Raw genomic sequence first — 22,051 nt, forward strand, 5'->3', positions numbered from 1 at the left:
GGGCGTTTTTTTTTTTGGCATATTGGGGACAACCTGACCATATAATTTTCGCAGAGAGGAAAGGAATACGGCTTGCTGGGCAGGGGGTGTTCCTAGTGACTACTCCGAATCAAAGACAGGACTTGGAGTTGCTCAAAAGGATTAAAGTAGGTCAGGACCGGTCTGCCAAAGAAGAACTGGTAACCAAATATCTGCCGATGGTCAAACACATTGTTAAGCGGAAATACCGGCCGGGATACGAGTTTGAGGATTTGATCCAAGAGGGTTTGATCAGTCTCTTAAAGGCGATTGATAATTACAACGGCCATCAGTATCAGGTGAAGTTCAGTACTTTTGCTTACATTTGCGTCTTGCGGAAGATGTTAAATGTCCAGAAACACTATGCTTCCGTTAAACACCAATTTAATACGAATACACTCTCCTTATGTGGCCAAGGCGCTGGTGAGGAATCGAGAAGTTTAATGGACGTGATTGATGATCAAGCCGCGATGGACCCCCAGGAACTGGTGATCCAAAAAGCGAATCTCCGCCGTTTAAACGAAGTGCTGCGGGTTTATTTGACAAAGATTGAATATGTGGTCTTTTGGTTATATCTCCAGGGGATGAACTGTGGGGAGATCGGTGAGCAACTCGGCTTGGACAGTAAAGTGGTGGATAACGCAAAGACCAGGGCACGGCGGAAATTGCAAAAAATAATCCACCAGTACGGTTCCCTTTCCAATCCGCAGATTCCCCTCCGGGCCCGGAAACGGGCGGATCTTGCCATGGAGGTTAATGTGATTTAAAAAAAAGACTGCCCCCAAGGGCAGTTTTTTATTTGGAAAGATGCTGGTAAACGGAGAAACGCAGGATGGGTTACGGGTGATTTTTTGCGAAAAATATGGTAAAATAAAATAGTTTGGTTTGGCCAAGACCGAGCAGTCTAAATTATGTACGGGAGGGGCCCTTTTGCATCTGAAACGTTTGGAAATTCATGGGTTCAAATCTTTTGCCGACCGGATTAATTTAGTCTTTAAACCAGGGATTACCGCGATCGTTGGCCCGAACGGAAGCGGGAAGAGCAATATTGCCGACAGTCTGCGTTGGGTAATGGGTGAAACCAACCTCCGCAACATCCGGGGAACGAAAACCGATGACGTGATCTTTTCCGGCAGTGAAGAGCGGAAACCTTTGGGGATGGCCGAAGTCACTTTGGTTCTGGATAATACGGACCAAACTTTACCATTGGATTATACGGAGGTTGCCGTTACGCGACGGGTTTACCGTTCGGGCGAGAGCGAATTTTTGATCAACCGGGTGCCGGTCCGGCTCCGCGATATTCAAGAACTTTTCTTTGATACCGGTTTGGGCAAAGAGGCCTATTCCGTAATCAGTCAGGGGAAGATCGATGCGATTCTTTCCGTACGTCCGGAGGACCGGCGAAGCGTTTTCGAAGAAGCCGCCGGGATCATGCGGTATAAGGTGAAAAAAAATTTAACCCTAAAGAAATTGGGTGAAACCGAGAATAATATTTTGCGGATCGAGGATCTGTTACAAGAACTCCGTGCGCAGTTGGATCCTCTGTCGGTCCAGGCCGAGAAGGCTTCTTTATATATCGATCTCCGGGAAAACTTGAAAAAAATTGAGATTAACCACTCATACCGGGAGATTAATACCATCAACGAAAACCTGCAGACCTTGGAAGCGGCGCAAAAAGAAAAACAGCAAGCCCTAACCGCCCTGCAAAGCGAGGCGGAAGTCCTGGCCGAAAAGGTGCAGGAGGAGAAGGCGCGGGCGACTGCCCTTGAAACCGAATTACAAGCCAGACAGAAAAAGCTGATGGAAGGGTTGGCCCAACGGGAACGGGTAACGGGTGAACTTAACCTTTATACGGAACGGAAACGTTCCCTCCAGAACCGGCAAGAAGAGCTCACCGGGAACCTGGCGGCGCTGCAGGAAAAGAGCGAACTTTTGGCGGAGAAACAGGAGCAGCTTCGGCAGTCCGCCACCGAAATTGAATCGGAAAAGAACCGGCTCGCTGGTGCGGTCAAGGACTTGGAACGGACCTTGGCGGAGAAAGAAGAGAAGATTAAGGAGCTCCGGAACAAATTAGGCGAGAAAAAGAACCTTTATACGGAGAAGTTGGCCGCCGATTCCGTTTTAAAACAGCAGATTAGCGAGGCGGGGGCGCAAAAAGCGTTCCGCCGGGAGAAAGAGGTTGAACTCCGGACCGAATTGGAGCTGACCCTAAAAGAAATGGCGGAGACCGAGAAACGCTTACGGACCATCAAGGCGAAACTGGAAACATTACGGCAGGAAGCCGAGGAGGCGAAGGCGGAGGAACGTCAATTGGCGGCCGCGCTACAGAAACACCAGACCTATCTGGCGGAACGGGTCCAGAAAAACCAGGAAATACGGGAGCGCCTGCGCGGACTGGAGTCGAAGATCACCGTCCTGACGGAGATGGAACGGAGTCACCAGGGCTACTACCAAGGGGTTAAAGCCCTTCTTCAAGCAACACGGGAACCGTTCCACCAGGAGATCCACGGGGTGGTTGCCGATTTAATCCGCCCGGAACCCGGCTACGAACTGGCTTTGGAAGTAGCGCTTGGTTCGGCACTGCAAAATCTGGTGATTACCCACCACCGCCACGCCGGACAAGCCATCGAATATCTTAAACAACACCGCCTGGGGAGAGCAACTTTTCTCCCGCTGAACCTGATTGAAGGGAAGCCGGACCGCTTTGGCGAGTATAAATCAATTCTCGCCCAGTATAACTCCAGACCGGCGACGGAGACCGTGTCTTATGACCGGCAATACCAGGCAGTTGTCTCCCACCTGTTAAGCGGGACCTTGATCGCACCCGACTTTAAAACCGCCGTGGCCGTGGCCGAAAAGACCGGGAAGCAGTTCCGGGTGGTGACATTGGAAGGGGAGCTGATTGCGCCCGGCGGTGCCATCACCGGTGGTAATCTCGAACGCCGGGAAAGCGGCTTGCTGAGCAGAAAAGGGGAAATCCGCCGGTTAAAAGAAGAAAAGCAAAGCCTTTTGGCTTTTTTGGAACGGGGACTGAACGAAGAAAACAAGCTGCAAACGGAGCTGAAAGAACTTTCCCGGCAATACGAGGAGAAACGCAATAGAGGTCAGGAGATTAGTCTCCAGCAAAACTCATTCTTAAAGGATATGGAAGTCCTGAACGCCGGTTACCAAAGGGTGGTCAAGCAAAGGGATGGCCTGGAAACAGCCCTCCAAAAACTGGGCGACGAGTTAACAGCTCAGGAATTCACGGTCAACCAGTTGCAGGAAAAACTGATGCGCTCCGCAACAGAGATTGAGCTGATTACGGCCGAAATTCGCACCCTCGAGGAGCAGGAAGGCGTCCTTGTTCAAGAACGGGAACAATGTTTAAAGGATCTGTCCACGCTCTCCTCCCGCCTGGCCGGGGTCCAACAGGAATGGGTTGGGAAACAAGAAAACCTACAGGAATTAAGTCGTAACCTTGAAGAACTGCAGAACGAAGTGGCCCGGCAGGAAAGGGAGCTGCTGCGGGCGACTGAAGAACTGCGCCGCCTGGAAGAGGAAAGGGCGCAGTTGGAAGCGGCCATGGCGAAGACCGCGCAGGAACTCACGGCGGAAGAAACGGAGTTACAACAGCGGCGGGCCGAATGGCAAGCGGCTTTGGATCACGTCAATCAGATGGAGCTCAACCTCCGCCAGCAACAAAAACTGGAAGGGGAATTGTTGACCGAACTTCACCGCTTGGAACTGCAGATTAACCGCCTAAATATCAATCGGGATAACTTGACCGCCAATCTCACGGAAGTTTATGGGGAAGATTGGTGGCAGGAGGTCCAAACCGATTGGGCGCTTCCCGCCCACCCGCGCCAGGAGATTTTAAGGCTGAAGACGCAGATGAAAGCGCTCGAGCCCGTTAATCTGCAGGCGATTGAGGATTATCAAAATTTAAAGCAGCGGGTTGATTTCCTCTCCCAGCAGTTGACCGACCTGACCACGGCCCGGGAATCGTTGCACAAAGTGATTGACGAGATCGAAAAGACAATCAAGAAGCAGTTTACCGCCACCTTTGCTCAGATCCGGAGGGAGTTTATCGAGCTCTTTGAGCGCTTATTCTCAGGGGGAAAAGCCGATTTACAGTTGACCGATCCGGATCAACCTCTGGAATCGGGGATTGAGATTTTGGCGCAGCCGCCCGGGAAGCGCCTGCAGAATTTATCCCTGCTTTCCGGTGGGGAACGGGCGATGACGGCGATTGCCCTGCTGTTTGCGATTCTCCGGGTGAAACCCTCTCCGTTTTGTATTTTGGATGAGATTGATGCCACTTTGGACGGGGCCAATGTGCAACGTTTCACCGAGCTCTTGCGGATCTTCAGTAAAGAACTGCAATTTATCGTCATCACCCACCGACGGGGAACGATGGAAGTGGCCGATGTCCTTTACGGCGTAACGATGGAAGAGAAAGGAATCAGCAAACTAATCTCGCTCGAATTAAAGGAAGATGCCAGTTAAGGAGGGGAAGAATGGCCGACAGTTTAGTTGCTCGTTTAAAAGCAAGTTTAAATAAAACCCGCCAGAAACTTTTAGGCCCATTGGAAGAGGCGGTTCAGTTCCATAAAAGGATCAGTCCCGAGTTTTATGAAGAGTTGGAAGAGATCCTGATCACCTCCGATGTGGGGATGAAGACCACCATGCTCCTGATGGAGAAACTGAAAGCGAAGGTGAAAGCCGAACGGGTCGACGATACCGAAGCCGTCCTCGGTTACCTCCATACGATCATCACCGAACTGCTGTCGGTACCACCGCCGGCGGTGCTCGATAGTGATTCGCCTTTGGCGATTCTGGTGGCTGGCGTGAACGGGGTCGGCAAGACCACTTCCATTGCGAAGTTGACCGCCCACTACAAAGAGAAGGGCAAATCCTGCCTACTGGTGGCGGGGGATACCTTCCGGGCGGCCGCCATCGATCAATTGGCGATCTGGGCAAAGCGGACCGGGGCCGATTTGGTCAGTCACCAAGCGGGGGCTGATCCGGGGGCGGTTGCTTTTGATGGAATTTCGGCGGCCAACGCCCGCAAGACCGATGTGGTCATCTTTGATACGGCCGGGCGATTACACACCAAGGTTAATCTAATGTCCGAATTACAAAAGGTTCACCGGGTAGTCACCCAGAATCTGGGCCCCAGGCAATTGGTTAAATTTTTGGTCCTGGATGCGACTACGGGGCAAAATGCCTTGGAGCAGGCGCGTGTCTTTCATGAGGCGATCGGCATAGATGGAATTATCCTGACCAAGCTGGACGGTACGGCTAAAGGCGGAATTGTGCTGGCGATTGTGGTCGAATTGGGACTGCCCATTGTTTGGTTGGGCATCGGTGAGAAAGCCGAAGATTTACGCCGCTTTGACGCCGCAGAGTTTGCTACGGCGCTGTTGGGCCACGAGGAGGAGCCAAAAGCTTAAAAAAGGTTTTCTAAATTTAGACGGAGTTGGTCGGGAATACGGTAGATGATCTGTTTTAATTCGGCGATGCCGCTTAAAGCCAGGACCGGCGCGTTGTTGTCCAGGAAGGCTTTTGTCCGCGCCAGCGCCACCTCAAAATCGTCCATATCATGGTGATCGATGAGGAGAACCCAGAAGTTACGCGCTTTGACCCAGAGTTGATTGATGACCTGTAGTTGGGTGGCGATTGTTTCTTGATCGGCGTTTTTAACATAGGTGGCCAGTCGCTCGAGTTCCGTGAGGATCACTTCCGCCTGTTTGGCAATGATGATTTCCGTATACCAACCAAAGGCCAAAAAAAAGAGAAAAAAGATGATCACACCGGTGAAAACCTTCATTTTTGCCTCTGCTTCTCCTTTTTCGTTTGCGGTTTCGTCTGGCAGTAAAAGCGGCCGCGGGTGTCGAGCATCGCGATTAAGACGGTGCGCGGATCGGTGACGCCTTGTTTTTTTAGTTCCTTCTGGAGCCACTGGTGGTTAAGTCCGGCCCGTACCAGATTGGCGGTTTCGATCTTGCCGTCGAGGATTAACGCGAGCGGCCTTCTTTCCGGTGTGGCCGGCAATTTGAGATCGGCCAGGGTCACCGGGCGTTTTTCCGCCTTGGGGAAAACCGTCAAACTCCCGTTTGTTTCCAGCAGTGCATCCTCGATCTCGTCAAGGTTAAAATAGCCCTGGGAACGCAGTTGTTCCAAAAGGTCATTGACATGATACAGGTTACTCTGCATTTCGGCCCAGTTGATCTTCCCCTTTTCGATGATGGGGCTCGGTTTGCCGCAGAGAATCCGGCGAAAGGTTAGACTTTTCAGCGACCAGTAGGAGAAGACGACCTGGACCAGAAGGAGGGTGAGGACGGGGATCACGCCGCTAAACAAGGATAAACCCCGGTCTTGCATGGGTACGGCGACTAAATCTGCGATCATGATGGTTATTACAAATTCATAGGGTTGTAACTCGCCGATTTGTCGTTTTCCCATTAAACGGGTGACGACAACGACCAAAAGGTAGAGGAAGAGGGTGCGCACAAAAATGATCAGCATTTTGACCTCCTTATTTTTTTATTATTAGCACATTGGGCTTGAATCTATACTTTAGCCTTGAATCTCAAATTAGCTGAACCGTGTCAAGATCTTCAAGCCTACGGAGACTTCTGCACCGTCCTGGTAAACACGGGCTAAGGCATTCCTGCGCATGCGCGACCTACCCACGGGCAACGAGAACCGAACGGCGAGTTTGTATACTATATACTTTTTGTGATGAATGATAATGTTATTGACTTAATGATTGGGGAAAAGATATCATTGTGAAATGTAAAATAAATATTGAATGAGGGGGATTTTTTATGCAGCAGCAGATTAGTCCGCTGGCTGTGGCGCAACGGCAACTTGATCTGGCAGCCGAAAAATTGAAACTGGATCCGAATATCCATGCCATCCTGAGAGAACCGGCCCGGGTTTTGGAAGTAAATTTTCCGGTCCGGATGGATGATGGTTCGGTTCGTGTTTTCAAAGGTTTCCGGGCCCAACATAATAACGCGCTTGGTCCGGCCAAGGGCGGAATCCGTTTTCATCCGCAAGTGACGATGGAAGAAGTGAAGGCGCTTTCCATGTGGATGACTTTCAAATGTGGTGTTTTGGGTCTGCCCTACGGTGGCGGCAAAGGTGGGGTCGTCGTTGACCCGCAGACGCTGTCCCAAGGTGAACTGGAGCGGCTTAGCCGGGCCTATATCGGTGCGATCTCCGCACTGGTCGGTCCGGATCAGGATATTCCGGCTCCTGATGTCAATACCAATCCGCAGATCATGGCCTGGATGATGGATGAGTTCAGTAAATATAAAGGCGGGATCACTTATCCGGGCGTAGTTACCGGGAAACCGATTATCGTCGGCGGTTCCCTTGGCCGGGGCGAAGCAACCGGCCGGGGGTGTGTGATCATCATTCGGGAAACGGCCAAACGGTTGGGGATTGATCTGAAGACGGCAACCGCGGCCATTCAAGGGTTTGGTAATGTGGGTAGTGCGACCGCCCGGTTTTTGGCCAAGGAAGGGGTAAAGATCATCGCTATTATGGAGATTGACGGCGGGATCTACAATAAGGACGGGATTGATCCGGAGGCCCTTTTGGCCTACCGGGCACAACATGGGACCATTACCACCTTCCCCGGTTGCGAGCCCATCGATAACGAAACGTTATTCGCCTTGGACTGCGATATTCTGGTTCCGGCGGCGTTGGAGAATCAGATTACCCATGAAAACGCCGACCGAATTAAAGCAAAGATTGTGGCCGAAGCCGCTAACGGGCCAACCACCCCGGAAGCTGACGAAATCCTGGACAAGAAGGGGATCTTTTTAACGCCGGATATTTTAACGAACGCGGGTGGCGTTACCGTCTCCTATTTTGAATGGGTGCAGAATATTATGAACTACTACTGGACCGCCGAGGAGATTAACACCCGGTTGGAACAGAAGATGGTGGAAGCCTTTGACCGGATCTACCAGATGAGCCAGGAGTATGGGGTTGGGATGCGGATGGCTGCCTACATGTATTCCATTGCCCGGTTGGCCGAGGCCATCAAAGTGCGCGGTTGGGCATAAAGCGAAAAAAAGCGGGGTTTTCCCGCTTTTTTCGTTTTTATCCCTCGCTTGGCTGGTTTCGATAAAATTCGATACAAAGAACAAAGACTTGACAAATGACTTGACCATAGTTTGATGACCGACAACGGTTTCCATTGCATTTCAAAACCGGCATGTTATAATGGGAATGGGCATTTACCCCGGTGAAAAGCCGCCAATTGTTCTACAGCGTCATTACTGGTTCTTTTTGCGGAGAAGGATGGTAAACGGTTTTCAAAACAAACAATAAATGTTACAATAATCGATGACCAATTTTGTTTCTTAATTAACAATAACCAATTTGGAGGAGAACGAAGTGAAAATAATCGACAAAAAACAACTTGCACCAGAGATCGTGAGATTTATCGTGGAAGCTCCTCAGATCGCCAAAAAAGCCCAACCGGGACATTTTATTATTTTACGGTATAAAGAAAACGGCGAACGGATCCCGTTAACCATTGCCGATTACAACCGGGAAAAGGGGACGATCACCTTGGTTTGCCAGGGGATCGGGAAGAGCACTTATGAGATCAACCGGATGGAAGTGGGTGACTCCTTCTTAGACCTTTTGGGGCCTTTAGGGAAAGCCTACCCCATTAAAAAACTGGGCACCGTTGTCTGCGTCGCCGGCGGCTTGGGGGTTGCGCCCCTTTACCCGAAAGCCAAAGCTCTGTATGAAGCGGGGAACAGAATTATCAGTCTGATTGGCGCCCAGCGGAAAGAACTGTTGATCATGACCGAAGAGATGGCCGCGATCAGCGCGGAGATCCACTTCAGTACCGATGACGGCAGTTTTGGCCACCATGGTTTCATCACCGAACCCCTCCGTCAGGTACTGGCCCGCGAAAAGGTGGATGAAGTGGTGGCGGTGGGGCCGGTGCCGATGATGGCCTCTGCGGTAAAGGTGGCCCGGGAGTTCAATGTTCCGGTGGTTGTGAGTTTGAATGCGTTGATGGTTGATGGCACCGGCATGTGCGGTGGTTGCCGGGTTACGGTGGGCGGTGAAACCAAATTCTGCTGCGTGGACGGGCCGACTTTTGACGGTGCTGCCGTGGATTTTCAGGAACTGCTCATGCGCCAACGCTACTACCAGGAACAGGAGAAAGAAGCATTTCACCGTTGCAAACTAGAGGAGGCAGGACAAGAATGAGACAACAAATGCCGAAACAAGACCCGGCAGTCCGAAGGACCAACTTTGATGAAGTCGCTCTTGGTTTCACCGCCGAGCAGGCGCTGGCCGAAGCAAAGCGGTGTTTGAATTGTAAAAAACCCCTTTGTGTGCAAGGCTGTCCGGTGGAGATTGATATTCCGCAGTTTATTACGTTACTGGTTGCCGGCAAGCCGGATCAAGCGCTGGCCAAGATCAAAGAGAAGAACAGTCTGCCCGCCATTTGCGGTCGGGTCTGTCCCCAGGAAAACCAGTGTGAAAAGCAGTGTGTTTTGGGGCGGAAGGGCGAGCCGGTAGCAATCGGTGCTTTAGAGCGGTACTGTGCCGATTGGGGCCGGGCCAACCAGGCCGTGGAACCGAGCTGTGAGCCGGAATGCGCCGTGAAAGGAAAAGTGGCGGTGGTCGGTTCCGGTCCGGCGGGACTGACGGCGGCGGCCGATTTAGCCTTGATGGGCTATAGAGCCACCCTTTTTGAATCACTCCATGCCCCCGGCGGGGTCTTGCGTTACGGCATTCCCGAGTTCAGGTTACCGAAGGCCATTGTTGACTATGAAGTGGGGAATCTGAAGAAACTGGGTGTCGAGATTAAAACCAACGTTTTGGTCGGCAAGACCATTACCATCGAAGAATTGTTTGCCACCGGTTATGAAGCCGTGTTCATTGGGACGGGGGCCGGGCTTCCGTATTTCCTGGATATTCCCGGCGAAAACTTGAACGGCGTCTATTCGGCCAATGAATTCCTCACCCGGGTTAACTTGATGAAAGCCTATCTTTTTCCGGAATACGACACCCCGGTCCGCATCGGGAAACGGGTTGCGGTGGTTGGGGCCGGGAACGTGGCGATGGACGCGGCACGTACGGCCTTACGGCTCGGGGCGGAGACCGTGAGCATTGTTTACCGGCGTTCCCGCGCCGAGATGCCCGCCCGCCGGGAAGAGATTGAAAACGCCGAAGAGGAAGGGGTTGTCTTCCGACTGCTTACCAACCCGGTTCGCCTGGAAGGGGATGAGCGCGGCAATCTGACGACCATGATCTGTCAAAAAATGGCCCTTGGGGAACCGGACGCCTCCGGACGCCGAAGACCGGTGCCAATTCCCGGTTCGGAAGAGGAACTGCCGGTGGACACGGTGATCGTAGCCGTCGGTCAAGGACCTAACCCCATTCTCCTGCAAGCGACCACCGGTTTAGCATTGAACAAACGAGGTTATATCGAAGTGGATCCGGAGACCATGATGACCAGTATTCCGGGGGTCTTTGCCGGTGGAGATATCGTTACCGGTGCGGCGACTGTGATTGCGGCCATGGGGGCCGGGAAGAAGGCGGCCCGGGCCATCGACCGGTATTTGGCGGCGAAGAAAGAGGCTGGAAAATAAGGATGAAATCATTACGCACTCCGGAAACCATGCATGGATAAGGCATCAACTACCCGCACAAAAAGGGGCCGCCGTCAAGCGCGGCCCCTTTTCAATTTACCGGTTACGCGTTGATCTTTGCTGTATTTTTCATTTAAACAATACGGCCGTTATTCCTCGTCAAAAGGCCAGTAAAGAGTGGGAGTCCAAAGACTGTTGTTTCCCCCTTGGTCATAACTGCTTACGGCGTAACCAAGGCGGCTCTGCGCATAATCGGCGATTTTTACCTCGCGATCATGGTATACACAGGTGTCGTTGCCGACTTGGGCAAGAAGAACAAACCGGCCGTCCCGGTTGGTCCGGTAAACATTATAACCGGCCAGATCGGCGTCGAGAACCGGATCCCAGCCGAGCAGAGGCTGACCGTTTGCCATGCGTACTTCGAAGTTTTCCGGCGTCGCGGGCGGGAGATCAACCAATCCGGCCACGACTAAACTGGCATCGGCGGTTAGAGCATAGCTTTCTATTTGTCCCGTTATAATGTCAAACAGTATATAATCGCTTTCATAAAAAGAATTAGATTTGTTCGGGATGTAGATTTGGGCGTTATAGGTTCCCGGCGGCAACAGGATTGGCTCCCGGTTTTTCAGCACTTTTCCTTCTAAAATCAAATCAAAGATGGTGGCGCGGTCGGTTGCCGGATCTTCATAAACGTACAGCCGTCCACGGGAGGCGTCATACCCGGCCGCCAAGAGCGGAGCGACATCCATCGTTATGGATAATTCTCCCGGGGCCAGCCGGATGATGATCAAAAGTTCCGCGTTTTCCCCCGGCTGAATCGTCTTGGTTGTCACCCCGTAGAGGGACCATTGGTCATCCGCGTCATAGCATTTCACTTCAATCTGCCAGGAGCCCGGGTAGATGGAACCAATGGTAATCACATCACCTTCGACATACGGATCGACCGTCTTTGTAATGACCGTTTTTTTACTGCTGATGATGACTGTAACTTTTTTGATCGGTTGATAATGGGCCATTACGGAAAATTGTTTTTGGTCGGGGGAGGTCTCCGCCCGTTGCAGCCGGAGGGAGAGAGTGCCCAGATCCTGGCCGGGCAGATAAGGTTTGGACAGACAGCCGCTGTGGCAGAAAAGGCCCAGAGTGAGCAGGACCATAACCCCCACACGCCTCAAACAAGACATGATATGTAATCACCACCAATAAAAGTAATAACTTAACATAAATATTATACAGAAATTGGAAAAATCCTTTTTTCCTGTTGTGGCGGAGGGGGTCAGTGACGTAAAAAAAAGACCGCGGTTAGCGGTCTCCGTCTGCTCATTGTTTCCCCATGTGGTCGACCAGGCCCTGGTAAATATAGTAGGCTTCCCGCCAGAGGTAGCCGGGATCCCGTAGTTTTTCTTCCTCTTTGGGATTGGTAATGAAAGAGGCTTCGGTGAGGATCGCCGGCATCCTTGTGTTTCGTAAGACATAAAAATTGGCGGTGTTGGCTCCCAGATCCCGGAGACCGGTCATTTGGAGTAGACGTTTTTGCACTTTATTCCGCAAATCATGGCTGGCCGCACTGCCAGTCTTGGCCGAATAGACCGAGGTGCCGTTATGCGCGGGGTTGACCGATCCATTATGGTGAATGGAGATGAAACGATCCGCCCAACTGGCATTGGCTTTCTGCACCCGGGCCGCCAACGAGACATAGGAGTCGTCGGTCCTGGTCATGATGACGTCGGCTCCTCCGTACTCGATCAGACAATTGCGAAGCGCTTTGGCCACCTGCAAGTTGACCTGTTTTTCGGTTAACCCGTTCACCCCGACGGCACCCGGGTCCCAACCACCGTGGCCGGCATCGACAACAACCTTGACCCCGGCGAGGGGCTTGTTGGCGACGGCAACCGTCCCGGTGGCGACCAGAAACAGGATTACGAGGATCAGAATGGTGAAAGGTTTAGCCTTAAACAAAGCGGTCTCCTCCCTTTCGTTCGACAACTAAAATATGGTATTAAACCCGACAAACAACCGGTTGTACCGGTGGAGGTCAATTTTATTGACGTCCGCCTCAAAACCGGAATCAAAGCCGAATTCAAGATTGGTGGCGATGGAAAAGGCTTTCCGAAGCCGTCCGGAGAAAGTCAACTGGGGTCCGGAGAAGGTCTGGTCCGGGGAGAGCAGGACACCGGCTTTTACCGTGGCATCCCAGTTGTTGGCCATTTTGTGCTGGAGGCCGCCGCCAATCCCGTAAGAGTTGTTGGCATAGATTTCGCCTTTTTCAAGGAAACTGTCGTTTAGGACCGAAGAGATTGGGGCAAACCCTTTCTCGAAATACCAGGCGTTCAGGGTATAAGTTGTGGCCGCAATGTTTTTGCTCCAGGTGACCAAGCCGCCGTAAGCACCATCATGCTTGTAGCTTTGGAAGCTGTCTGTTCCCGGTTTATACCAGGCCACTTCGGTTTGAAGGGCCCCGTCGGCCACATTGGTAATAAAGTCAAGTCCAATGGCGGTTTCACTAAGGTCGCCCTCCGGCGTAGTTACCAAGGTCATGCCCAGCATATAGCCGGGTTTGGGGACAGCAATCCGTAACCCTAACTGATCGTCACTGGTCACCCCGATCTTTTCTTCATCAATACTGGCCGGGTTCAGGAAGAGCCGGGAATAAAAGCCACCGAGATAAAGGTCGGTGTTCCCGGTCTGCACGGCGAAACCTTGAAGGGGAGACGTCGAATGGTCGGCGATCAAGCCAAGCGGATCAAGGGTAAAATAGAATTTCCCCAAATCAACTAACAGTTGGGGTGAGCGGTAACGAACCGCTGCTTCGCTGAGATAAAGATGGTTGATATAACCATAATTATCGTAGTAGGAAAGCATAAGATAAAAATAGAAATTCCGGTCGATCTGCGCATCCAGATAGAGGTTGAGGTAGTTTTTTAAATCCGGAGTGCGGTATTCTTCGAAGAACCGTTGTTTATAATCGGCGAGTAAGCTGAATTCGCCTCCAAGTTGGAGATGGCCCCAGCGGCTTTCCAAGTTGGAGAGGCGTTTCGTGATATTGTCCGTGGCACCCTGGGCGGGGATTGCCCACAAAACGCCGATCAAAGTGAGGCATACGAAAAAGAGAAAGCAGCCAAGGGGCAAGTTATTTTTGGTCTGGCGTCGCAAAGAAGATTCCTCCGTTTCTTTCTGCAAATTTTACAAGTTTGGCCGAAAGTACCTTTTCCCCATCTGCCCTTTAATTTTCTCGTTATAAATAAAAATCCCTGCTCAAGGCAGGAATGGAATTTATGGTAAACAATGTACGGCCTCGAAAAACTGCGTTTTCAGACATGAACGGTGTAATTTTTATTTTTTGGATTAGGGGGTGGCGGGCACCCCCCTAATCCTATTTTTGGCTGGCCAACAATTGCTCGGCTTTTTCGATTAGGCCGCGCACGATCAGGCCAGCTTCCCGGGTAGTGAGATTGCTGTAGTCGTAACGGTCGCCGTTGATCTGAATACGGTCAGCAAAACCAAGTTCTTTGGCAATTTCGTATTTGACCGCATCAGATACGATACTACGACGCGCCACAGCTTCACCTCCCAAGAATAGTTTTTCCGTTTGCCGTTAGAAAACACGTGTAAAAAAAAAGATGCATACTCAAGCAGGCATTTAAGGACAATATAAGCGAGGAGGGAACAACAAGATGGGTAGAGACGGCCGTCCACCGCTTAGCCTTTCCGAAAGGGCGGATAATGCGGAAGAAAGTGTTAAATGTCCTTTATGCGGAACAATGATTCTTTTAGGATATGATGATGAGGACGAAGTGGTTACTTGCCCAGTCTGTGAAGGGCAGGTCGCCACCGTTGGTGAACACCAATTATATTCTTCCAATGAAGACTATTAGAATCACTGAAACCCGGGAAACCGGGTTTTCTTTTTTTTGCCCCATAAGTCCGGTTCTAACCGGAGTTATGCCGAAGGACCGTCCAATGATTAAACTTAACAAAAATGGATAAAATAACTAATAAATCAAGCGGAAAGGATTGGTAAGTCTCTGTTTAAACCGGGTTTAAAAATGAAAGATTCGGGTTTTTTGCGAAAAGAACTATTGTTTTATTTAGTCAATCGTCATAGAATAGGAAATGTGGAAAAAAAGAGGATTGGCCGAGAAGGGACGGATCAGGTTGAAACCAGGAGACCATCTGTATTTTATTGGCATTGGCGGCGCGCGCCTTAGCGCCTTGGCCAAGATCATGCTGGAAAGCGGTTATAAAGTAACCGGTTCGGACCGGATGTCCAGCCGTAGTACCAGAGAGTTGGAAACCAAAGGGATTAAGATCAATTACGGGCATCAGGCTGAACAAATCACTGATGATATTGATGCGGTGATTTATACCAATGCGGTCGGCGAGGAAAATCCGGAGTTATTGGCGGCCAGAGCCAAAGGACTTCCCCTCTATGAGGGGGCTGAGCTTCTCGGTCTTTTGATGAAAGAAAAAGGGAAGGGGATTGCCGTTGCCGGAACCCACGGAAAAACAACGACAACCGCGATGATCTCCTTGCTTCTCATTAAAGGGGGAAAAGACCCCACGGTGGAAGTTGGCGGGGAGATGAAGGAGTTGCCGGGGAACCACCGGACCGGGAAAAGCCCTTACTTTGTGGTGGAAGCCTGTGAATTTCGCCGTTCCTTTCTTTATCTTTCACCCAAGATTGCCGTTGTCACCAATGTCGATTGGGATCATCCCGACTGTTTTCCCACGGCCGGTACGGTAGTGGATACTTTTAAAGAATTCATTGCGCTTGTCCCTCCGGAGGGAAAGATCGTTCTCTGGCAGGACGATCCTAATCGCGAGGAGTTACTGAAAGCGGCCAAGGCTCAGGTTTTAACGTTCGGGCTAACACCGGAAGCCGATTGGTACTGCACTGAGATTGAAACGGTCCCGCCGATGGGGACCAAAGGTAAACTTTATCACAAAGGAAACTATTGTGGTGATTTAGTTTTGCAAGTTCCCGGCGAGCATAACATCCGGAACGCCCTGGCGGCGTTGATCGTTGCGCTGGAGGCCGGAGTGCCGCTGGCCGATAGCCTTAAACATCTCCAAACGTTTACCGGGGTGCGCCGCCGTTTTGAATTAAAAGGCGAAGCCGGCGGTGTGGTGGTGGTTGATGATTATGCCCATCATCCGGTCGCGATCCGTCAGACCCTGGCGACCGCCAAAAATCAATATCCGGGCCGGGTATGGTGTGTCTTCCAACCTCACCTTTACAGCCGCACAAAATACCTTTTTTCCCAGTTTGCCCAGGCCTTTGGTGACGCCGATGTTCTTGTTTTGGCTGATATCTACGCCGCCCGTGAAGTTGACCGGGGGGAGGTCTCCAGTCGGCAGTTGGCGGACGAAACCCGGAAATACCATCCCGATGTCCGGTACCTCGGTGACATGGCGGCGATTAAAGACCACCTTTTAAAGGAGACGAAGCCGGGTGATTTGGTGCTGACCATGGGGGCTGGCGATATCTTTAAGGTTGGGGAAGAATTTCTGCAGGCGCAAGGGGCGAGGGGATAAATTTAAGACCAAGTAAAAAAGGAGTTTTGCCAAAGGAGTCCTTCTGTTCTCTGGAGAAATTCATCCAGGGAACTTTTTCTATGCCGAACGTAAAGCCGAAAGGGAGAATACTAATGACCAAAGTTGCCCTTGCCCGTTGTGATAATTACGAGCGGAGTGCGGTGGAAAGTGCGGTCCGCAAAAGCCTATCTGAATTGGGTGGCATCGCACGCTATGTCCGTCCCGGCCAAAGGGTGCTGGTCAAACCAAACCTGTTGGCCGCGGAACCACCGGAACGGGGGGTTGTTACCCACCCGGAAGTTGTCCGGGCGGTCCTCAAGGAGCTTTTGGCCATCGGGGCGAAGCCGTTGGTGGGCGACAGCCCCGGGTTGGGGAGTTTGGCGCGGGTGGCGCAAAAGACCGGGATCACTCAAGTCTGTCAGGAACTGGGGGTACCGCTCGGGGTCTTTGACCGCGAAATCGAGGTGAAGGCACCCCATGGGCGGATTTTAAGATCCTTTCCTTTGGTCGAAGAGGTCACCCAAGTCGATGCGGTCATTAACTTGCCGCGGGTGAAAACCCACGGGCTGACCCGCTTAACGGGAGCGGTGAAAAACCTCTTTGGTTGCGTAGCCGGCCTGCGCAAGGGCGAGATGCATTTTCGCCTGCAGCACGCGGAAGTTTTCCATGAGATGCTGATTGATCTGGCCTTGACCATTAAACCGGTTCTGAACATCGTGGACGGGATCATGGCGATGGAAGGAGGAGGGCCGCGCAACGGGAGCTTGCGTTTTATGGGTTTAATTATCGCGGGAACCGATCCTTTTGCCGTCGATGCCACCATCGCCCGGCTGGTTGGACTTGAACCCGCTGCTGTTCCCCTCTTGGCGCTGGCCGCGAAGAGAGGTCTCCCCGGTCTCAAGGAAACCGAGGTGGAGGTCCTGGGGGAAGCGTTGGAGGCGTTTATCATCTCTGATTTTAAGGTGCCTCCGGCCGCAACGCGCATTGGCTTTCGGGTTCCCGCGGTGGTGAACAGCTTTTTCCGTCGGTACGTTTCGCCTTACCCCGTGATTAAGGATAATTGCCGAAAATGTGGGGTTTGTCTCGAGGCTTGTCCGGCCCGCCTGATCACCTTCGGCCGGGACAAAGTTATGATTGACGACCGTCATTGTCTACGCTGTTATTGTTGTCAGGAGTTCTGCCCGCACAATGCCATTGAATTAAAGATCCCGTTTTTGGGGCGTTTTCTCTAAAGGCTTTTTAATAAACGGGCGAGCCGGAGAAAGGTCTTTTTTTCTTTCTTTGCGAGGGCTTCGTCGATCTGCGCCAGCAGTTTGGTTCTTTGCTCTTCGTTTTCGGCTTCGATTAAGACGAGTTTGAGTTCCAGGTCCATTTGGAGACTATCCACTTTTTCCGGTTCGACCGGGAGCGGAAGTTCTTCGAGGACATCGCGGAAGGACAGGCAGCGGTCCCGTTCCGGGAAATAAAAAGTTAGATAAAAACAGTCGTTGCCCGTGCTTGACAAGTATTCGAGGACATCATCCGGATCCGTGAGGACCAAGTTGTAAGTGAGGAGCACCGCTGGGGGCATTCCCGTCCCAAGACTTGAGACCACCAGGAGCGGGCGGAGAATCGATCCGTGGCGGACGATTTTAATCCGTTTTAAGGTGCTTTCCTCTTTGAGCAATGCCAAAAGGATGCGCCGGGGAGCTTCGCCCCGAAATTCACAATTGGTGAGGAACCATTGGATAAACGCTTTCTTGGCCAGGGGACTGACCAGTGGTTGCTTCAAGGCAGGCACCTCCCTAATTATATTAATATTACGGTCGGTCCGGACTGATGAATCGTATTTCCGCCTTTTCCCTTTACTGTTGATTTCGGCTCAAACTGGCCGGTTTTATAGACCATGTTGTTATGGTGGTTTTCAATTTAATCATTGAATGGAGGCAGGGGAAGAAACTGAGGAAAGGAATTACAACACCGGCGCCTACCGTTTTAGTCAGCGCCTGTCTTTTGGGGGAGAAATGTCGTTACAACGGCAAAGGCTATATTTTGCCCTCCTTGGTCGAAGCGCTTAAGGGTTTTCCGGTTGTTCCGGCTTGCCCCGAGGTACTGGGGGGATTGCCTGTACCGCGTCCTCCTTGCGAACTGAAAGGGGGCGACGGCGAGCTGGTTTGGGAAGGACAGGCGGGTGTCTTTACCGAAGATAACCGTGACATGACGTTGGCTTTCCGGGAAGGAGCCCGCAAAACACTGGAATTGGCGCAGCAAAACGGTGTTAAAATAGCCGTTTTAAAAGACCACAGCCCTTCTTGCGGTTGCAACAAGATCTATGATGGCACCTTTCGCCACCGCTTGGTTGCTGGAGTAGGAGTAACGGCTGCTTTATTAAAGAAACATGGAATTCAGGTTATCGCGGAGACGGACTGGTCCGCACAAAGGAGGGGCAATGATGTCTAAAAAATACCGCTGGTTAAAGATTTCCGGGCCTTTGTTGGCCGTAATCCTCTTTTTTCTGACGATCAATAGTTTTTTCCGCGAAAACAAATATTTGTTGGCGGAACGGAATGCCTGGCAGGAAAAGGCAATGGCGCTCGAGGAAAGTTATCGGCAATTACAGAACGAAAACAGGGAATTACAGAATATTTTGGACCAGGGAAGACCCGGCCTGATCATTACTACGCTTAACTTTGAACCGGTTGCTTTCAATACGCCAAACCGTCTAACTTACCGGGTAACAATCATGGTGGCAAACCGTTCAAGCGAGGCTATACCGGCGGGCAGCGGCGAATTGTTGTTTGCCGTGCGGCAGTCGGGAAACGGTGTTGCTTTCCGCACCTCCTGGCAGCGGTTCCCGCTTCCGTCTTTCCAGCCGGGCGAGGTTAAAACATTGCCGCTTACGGGCGAATTGGCCGCAACTCCCCGGGAAGAGCTGTTATTGGTGGTCAGTCTTAATGATCAACCAGGCGTCGCCAAAGTGGAGGTCCGGTTGCCGGAGGCCGCGAAAGTGGACGTGCCCCAGTAAACGAGGGAAAGGGTGTTTTTCCGATGATGAGGCAGGATAAAGACCATTATTATCTGGATATTGCGGCCGCGGTCGCCAAACGTTCAACTTGCCTGCGCCGGCACTTCGGGGCAATTATCGTCAAGGCGGACCAGATTATCAGCACCGGGTATGTTGGTGCCCCCCGCGGCAGCATTAACTGTATTGATCTGAATGATTGCCCGCGGGAGAAAGCCGGGATTCCCTCCGGCGAACGATATGAACTGTGCCGTTCGGTCCATGCGGAGATGAATGCCATTATCCACGCCGCCCGGACGGATATGTTGGGGGCGACCCTTTATTTGGCTTGCCTGTCACCCAAGACCGGGGAGCGGATCACCGGCGTGCGCCCTTGTAAAATGTGTACGCGCATGATTATCAATGCCGGAATTGAGTGGGTGGTCACGGACGCACCCGATGGGGGGGGTCTGCCGTTATTCGGTTCAAGATTGGGTAAAAGAGGACCGGGGTGAATGGAACAAAGAAAATATCAGCGGTTACTAGACCGGCAAAAATGGAATGATGGTTGGTCCGTAAGTTGAAACATAAAACATTAAAAATTTGCGGAAGGAGCGATGTGGTTGGCTTATCGGATTACGCTAATCCCGGGTGACGGGACCGGACCGGAAATCACGGCCGCGACGAAAAGGGTGATTGAAGCGACGGGCGTTGCCATCGACTGGGATGTGCAACATGCCGGTGTTGATGTGTTGGCCGAAAAGGGGACGCCGCTGCCGGATGAAGTGTTGGCTTCGATCCGCCGGAACAAGGCGGCTTTAAAGGGGCCGATTACTACGCCGATCGGGACCGGTTTCCGCAGTGTGAACGTGGCCTTACGGCAGGCTTTAAACCTGTATGCCTGCGTGCGGCCGTGTAAAACCTACCCCGGGGTTCGTTCGCGCTACAGCGATGTGGACCTGGTCGTGATCCGGGAGAATACGGAAGACCTTTATGCGGGCGTGGAGTATGATGCCGAGACCCCGGAAGCCAAGAAGATCATCGAGATGGCGCCTCAAGGCAAGATCGACCCCGCCGCGGCGATTTCGATCAAACCGATCTCCAGAACGGGGAGCGAACGGATTATTCGTTATGCCTTTGAGTACGCGCGGCGCCATGGTCGCCGTAAAGTAACGGCGGTGGCAAAGGCCAATATTATGAAGTTTACCGACGGCCTTTTTTACCGGGTCGGACGGGAGATTGCCGCCGAGTACGAAGGGATTATCGAATACAATGAGGTCCTGGTGGATGCCCTCTGTATGCAACTGGTGCAACGGCCGGAGAATTTTGACGTCTTGGTCATGCCCAATCTTTACGGGGATATTGTTTCGGACCTTTGCGCCGGGCTGGTCGGCGGTTTGGGAGTGGCCCCGGGGGCGAACATCGGCACGGAAGCGGCGCTTTTTGAGCCGACCCATGGCTCCGCACCCAAATATAAAGGACAGAACAAGGTGAACCCGTGTGCCATGATCCTGTCCGGTGTTTTGATGCTCCGTCATCTGGGGGAGAAAGACGCGGCCGACCGTTTGGAGCGGGCAGTGGCTGCGGTGATCCGCGAAGGGAAGTATGTTACTTACGATCTGAAAGAAGACCGCAACGATCCGACCGCGGTTGGCACCAGTGAGATGGCCGATGCGATCATTGCGCAATTAAAACAAAACTAGACTGGGTCGTTGCCTGCATAGTGAAGAACCGCCCTTTTTCGGGCGGTTCTTTTGTTATGCACGACAGACTGAACAATGATAAACCGATTGATCGGTTCCCGGCGGTGAAGCAACTGACCAGCGCGGTTAAAACATCTAAAAAAAGGGGTATTGCATTTGCTTAACCCCGCCCGGCCAGCCGGTGAGGGTCTCTTCCGTATCAGCCCAGACTTCCCGAAACTTCGCTTGAATAGGCGCGAGGGAGGCGGAAACGGTTACCGCTTCCGTCCGTTCCGGCGGCTGGACCGCCAAAAGCCGGTAACCCCGCTGGTCCCGATTGACCAGGAGGGGCGAGCAGGCCAACACTTCAATCTCCAGCCCGGGCGGCCACAGTTTTTTACGGAGGTGAAGAGTGAGCATCAATCCGCAGTCACTGTAGCGCCAGCGTTGGTTGGAGAGAAAATTCCCCAGGGAATAGGCGACCAAACAAGTTTTTGGGTGATTGGCGAAAGGATCGGTGGTCACCACTTTTTCCAACGGCCTGATAACATGGGGGTGACTGCCCAGAATCACATCCACCCCCAAAGCACAAAGCCGGGCAAAGAGTTTTTGCTCGGCCATGGTGGGATAACGGACATATTCCTGGCCGTAATGGAGCGCCATGATGATCCCATCCACCCCGGCGGCCTTTAACTCGCGAATCTGCCGCCCAATTTTGGCAAAATCCAAGGTGTTGAGCATCCAGCGTTGATCAGGGGGAAAGGAAAGACCATTGGTTATGGTTGTATAAGAGAGGAAACCCAGCTTAATTCCGTCGCCTTCCACGATGTGGTAGGGTTTATCTTGACTGTTTTTTCTGGTGCCGGTGGCGGTAAGGCCCACCGCTTCCAAATGGTCAAGGGTTCTTACAATTCCGTCGGTTCCCTGGTCCAATGAATGATTATGGGCGGTAAAGACCAGATCAAAACCCGCCCAGCGCAAGGCCTCCGCCAGTTGGTAAGGGGTGTTGAACCGGGGGTAGCCGGATAACCGGTCATACTCGGCGGTCAGTGTTGTTTCCAGGACACCGACCGTTAAATCCGCAGCCTTTAAAGCAGGCTGCAAGGGGGCAAAAATCGGCCGGAAATCATAGCTTTTTTCTTCAGGCAAAAAGGCGGAGTTGACAACCGGCATATGCATAACCAGATCGCCAACGGCGGTCAGCGTGAGGCCGGGGG

21 protein-coding genes are annotated in these 22,051 nt (G+C 52.1%); 13 read left to right on the forward strand and 8 right to left on the reverse strand.

Features of this window, described 5'->3' with window-relative positions; translation table 11 throughout:
• Positions 1 to 95: 95 nt before the first annotated feature.
• The 3 genes from G5B42_RS04615 to ftsY all read left to right on the forward strand — a co-directional run bounded on the left by G5B42_RS04615 (position 96) and on the right by ftsY (position 5,453).
• Positions 96 to 785: a sigma-70 family RNA polymerase sigma factor gene (locus G5B42_RS04615; RefSeq protein WP_181339280.1), complete on the forward strand. Its 690-nt coding sequence runs from the start codon at positions 96 to 98 to the stop codon at positions 783 to 785.
• A 163-nt stretch (positions 786 to 948) separates the two neighbouring features.
• Complete coding sequence (smc, locus tag G5B42_RS04620) at positions 949 to 4,506, forward strand: chromosome segregation protein SMC (RefSeq protein ID WP_181339281.1); 3,558 nt, start codon at positions 949 to 951, stop codon at positions 4,504 to 4,506.
• Positions 4,507 to 4,517: 11 nt separating this feature from the next.
• Positions 4,518 to 5,453 (forward strand): signal recognition particle-docking protein FtsY, encoded by a 936-nt coding sequence (ftsY, locus tag G5B42_RS04625; RefSeq protein WP_181339282.1) that lies wholly within the window; start codon positions 4,518 to 4,520, stop codon positions 5,451 to 5,453.
• Here the strand turns inward: ftsY and G5B42_RS04630 are convergent.
• Both G5B42_RS04630 and G5B42_RS04635 read right to left on the reverse strand, forming a co-directional pair.
• Complete coding sequence (locus G5B42_RS04630) at positions 5,450 to 5,830, reverse strand: DUF4363 family protein (RefSeq protein ID WP_181339283.1); 381 nt, start codon at positions 5,828 to 5,830, stop codon at positions 5,450 to 5,452. The genes ftsY and G5B42_RS04630 overlap by 4 nt on opposite strands.
• On the reverse strand, positions 5,827 to 6,528 hold the full coding sequence (locus G5B42_RS04635) for a DUF421 domain-containing protein (RefSeq protein WP_181339284.1): 702 nt from the start codon (positions 6,526 to 6,528) through the stop codon (positions 5,827 to 5,829). The genes G5B42_RS04630 and G5B42_RS04635 overlap by 4 nt, the downstream gene beginning before the upstream one ends.
• A 302-nt stretch (positions 6,529 to 6,830) precedes the next feature.
• On the opposite strand from G5B42_RS04635, the gene G5B42_RS04640 reads away from it, so the two are divergent.
• The 3 genes from G5B42_RS04640 to gltA all read left to right on the forward strand — a co-directional run bounded on the left by G5B42_RS04640 (position 6,831) and on the right by gltA (position 10,640).
• Positions 6,831 to 8,081: a Glu/Leu/Phe/Val family dehydrogenase gene (locus tag G5B42_RS04640; protein ID WP_181339285.1), complete on the forward strand. Its 1,251-nt coding sequence runs from the start codon at positions 6,831 to 6,833 to the stop codon at positions 8,079 to 8,081.
• A gap of 334 nt (positions 8,082 to 8,415) precedes the next feature.
• Positions 8,416 to 9,249 carry a sulfide/dihydroorotate dehydrogenase-like FAD/NAD-binding protein gene (locus G5B42_RS04645; protein WP_181339286.1) on the forward strand — a complete coding sequence of 278 codons (834 nt, stop codon included), beginning with the start codon at positions 8,416 to 8,418 and terminating at the stop codon, positions 9,247 to 9,249.
• Positions 9,246 to 10,640: an NADPH-dependent glutamate synthase gene (gene gltA / locus G5B42_RS04650; RefSeq protein WP_181339287.1), complete on the forward strand. Its 1,395-nt coding sequence runs from the start codon at positions 9,246 to 9,248 to the stop codon at positions 10,638 to 10,640. The genes G5B42_RS04645 and gltA overlap by 4 nt, the downstream gene beginning before the upstream one ends.
• Before the next feature lie 149 nt (positions 10,641 to 10,789).
• Here the strand turns inward: gltA and G5B42_RS04655 are convergent, their stop codons facing one another.
• From G5B42_RS04655 to G5B42_RS04670, 4 genes are all read right to left on the reverse strand, one after another.
• Positions 10,790 to 11,794, reverse strand: a complete 1,005-nt coding sequence (locus G5B42_RS04655) for a fibronectin type III domain-containing protein (RefSeq protein ID WP_181339288.1) — start codon at positions 11,792 to 11,794, stop codon at positions 10,790 to 10,792.
• 163 nt (positions 11,795 to 11,957) lie between these two features.
• Positions 11,958 to 12,596 (reverse strand): N-acetylmuramoyl-L-alanine amidase family protein, encoded by a 639-nt coding sequence (locus tag G5B42_RS04660; RefSeq protein WP_181339289.1) that lies wholly within the window; start codon positions 12,594 to 12,596, stop codon positions 11,958 to 11,960.
• A 27-nt stretch (positions 12,597 to 12,623) separates the two neighbouring features.
• Positions 12,624 to 13,817 (reverse strand): hypothetical protein, encoded by a 1,194-nt coding sequence (locus tag G5B42_RS04665; RefSeq protein ID WP_231133234.1) that lies wholly within the window; start codon positions 13,815 to 13,817, stop codon positions 12,624 to 12,626.
• A 193-nt stretch (positions 13,818 to 14,010) separates the two neighbouring features.
• Positions 14,011 to 14,196 (reverse strand): small, acid-soluble spore protein, alpha/beta type, encoded by a 186-nt coding sequence (locus G5B42_RS04670; RefSeq protein ID WP_181339291.1) that lies wholly within the window; start codon positions 14,194 to 14,196, stop codon positions 14,011 to 14,013.
• A gap of 115 nt (positions 14,197 to 14,311) precedes the next feature.
• Here G5B42_RS04670 and G5B42_RS04675 point away from each other — a divergent pair, with 115 nt between their 5' ends.
• From G5B42_RS04675 to G5B42_RS04685, 3 genes are all read left to right on the forward strand, one after another.
• Positions 14,312 to 14,512, forward strand: coding sequence for a hypothetical protein (locus tag G5B42_RS04675; protein ID WP_181339292.1), 201 nt, complete (start codon positions 14,312 to 14,314; stop codon positions 14,510 to 14,512).
• A 238-nt stretch (positions 14,513 to 14,750) separates the two neighbouring features.
• Positions 14,751 to 16,172 (forward strand): UDP-N-acetylmuramate--L-alanine ligase, encoded by a 1,422-nt coding sequence (gene murC, locus G5B42_RS04680; protein WP_231133235.1) that lies wholly within the window; start codon positions 14,751 to 14,753, stop codon positions 16,170 to 16,172.
• A 113-nt stretch (positions 16,173 to 16,285) separates the two neighbouring features.
• A complete protein-coding gene (locus tag G5B42_RS04685; RefSeq protein ID WP_181339294.1) occupies positions 16,286 to 17,404 on the forward strand; it encodes a DUF362 domain-containing protein in 1,119 nt (372 codons plus the stop codon).
• Here G5B42_RS04685 and G5B42_RS04690 read toward each other — a convergent pair.
• Positions 17,401 to 17,943 carry a YpiB family protein gene (locus tag G5B42_RS04690; RefSeq protein WP_181339295.1) on the reverse strand — a complete coding sequence of 181 codons (543 nt, stop codon included), beginning with the start codon at positions 17,941 to 17,943 and terminating at the stop codon, positions 17,401 to 17,403. The two genes, G5B42_RS04685 and G5B42_RS04690, sit on opposite strands and share 4 nt — an antisense overlap.
• A 122-nt stretch (positions 17,944 to 18,065) precedes the next feature.
• On the opposite strand from G5B42_RS04690, the gene G5B42_RS04695 reads away from it, so the two are divergent.
• From G5B42_RS04695 to G5B42_RS04710, 4 genes are all read left to right on the forward strand, one after another.
• A complete protein-coding gene (locus tag G5B42_RS04695) occupies positions 18,066 to 18,611 on the forward strand; it encodes a DUF523 domain-containing protein (RefSeq protein WP_181339296.1) in 546 nt (181 codons plus the stop codon).
• A complete protein-coding gene (locus G5B42_RS04700) occupies positions 18,604 to 19,176 on the forward strand; it encodes a hypothetical protein (RefSeq protein WP_181339297.1) in 573 nt (190 codons plus the stop codon). The genes G5B42_RS04695 and G5B42_RS04700 overlap by 8 nt, the downstream gene beginning before the upstream one ends.
• A 23-nt stretch (positions 19,177 to 19,199) precedes the next feature.
• Entirely contained in the window at positions 19,200 to 19,667 is a 468-nt protein-coding gene (locus G5B42_RS04705; protein WP_181339298.1) for a deoxycytidylate deaminase, read from the forward strand.
• Positions 19,668 to 19,775: 108 nt separating this feature from the next.
• Positions 19,776 to 20,855, forward strand: coding sequence for an isocitrate/isopropylmalate dehydrogenase family protein (locus G5B42_RS04710; RefSeq protein WP_181339299.1), 1,080 nt, complete (start codon positions 19,776 to 19,778; stop codon positions 20,853 to 20,855).
• A gap of 135 nt (positions 20,856 to 20,990) precedes the next feature.
• Here G5B42_RS04710 and G5B42_RS04715 read toward each other — a convergent pair.
• A partial coding sequence (locus G5B42_RS04715) for a CapA family protein (protein WP_181339300.1) occupies positions 20,991 to 22,051 on the reverse strand: 1,061 nt, incomplete at its 5' end.

Origin of the sequence: Capillibacterium thermochitinicola, from assembly GCF_013664685.1 — a bacterium.
Taxonomy (GTDB): domain Bacteria; phylum Bacillota; class UBA4882; order UBA10575; family UBA10575; genus Capillibacterium; species Capillibacterium thermochitinicola.

Coding starts and splice junctions, on each gene's coding strand:
- G5B42_RS04700 (WP_181339297.1), top strand. CDS start 18,604: ATGTCTAAAAAATACCGCTGGTTAAAGATTTCCGGGCCTTTGTTGGCC.
- G5B42_RS04655 (WP_181339288.1), bottom strand. CDS start 11,794: ATGGTCCTGCTCACTCTGGGCCTTTTCTGCCACAGCGGCTGTCTGTCC.
- G5B42_RS04685 (WP_181339294.1), top strand. CDS start 16,286: ATGACCAAAGTTGCCCTTGCCCGTTGTGATAATTACGAGCGGAGTGCG.
- G5B42_RS04630 (WP_181339283.1), bottom strand. CDS start 5,830: ATGAAGGTTTTCACCGGTGTGATCATCTTTTTTCTCTTTTTTTTGGCC.
- murC (WP_231133235.1), top strand. CDS start 14,751: ATGTGGAAAAAAAGAGGATTGGCCGAGAAGGGACGGATCAGGTTGAAA.
- G5B42_RS04675 (WP_181339292.1), top strand. CDS start 14,312: ATGGGTAGAGACGGCCGTCCACCGCTTAGCCTTTCCGAAAGGGCGGAT.
- ftsY (WP_181339282.1), top strand. CDS start 4,518: ATGGCCGACAGTTTAGTTGCTCGTTTAAAAGCAAGTTTAAATAAAACC.
- gltA (WP_181339287.1), top strand. CDS start 9,246: ATGAGACAACAAATGCCGAAACAAGACCCGGCAGTCCGAAGGACCAAC.
- G5B42_RS04705 (WP_181339298.1), top strand. CDS start 19,200: ATGATGAGGCAGGATAAAGACCATTATTATCTGGATATTGCGGCCGCG.
- G5B42_RS04635 (WP_181339284.1), bottom strand. CDS start 6,528: ATGCTGATCATTTTTGTGCGCACCCTCTTCCTCTACCTTTTGGTCGTT.
- G5B42_RS04640 (WP_181339285.1), top strand. CDS start 6,831: ATGCAGCAGCAGATTAGTCCGCTGGCTGTGGCGCAACGGCAACTTGAT.
- G5B42_RS04695 (WP_181339296.1), top strand. CDS start 18,066: ATGGTGGTTTTCAATTTAATCATTGAATGGAGGCAGGGGAAGAAACTG.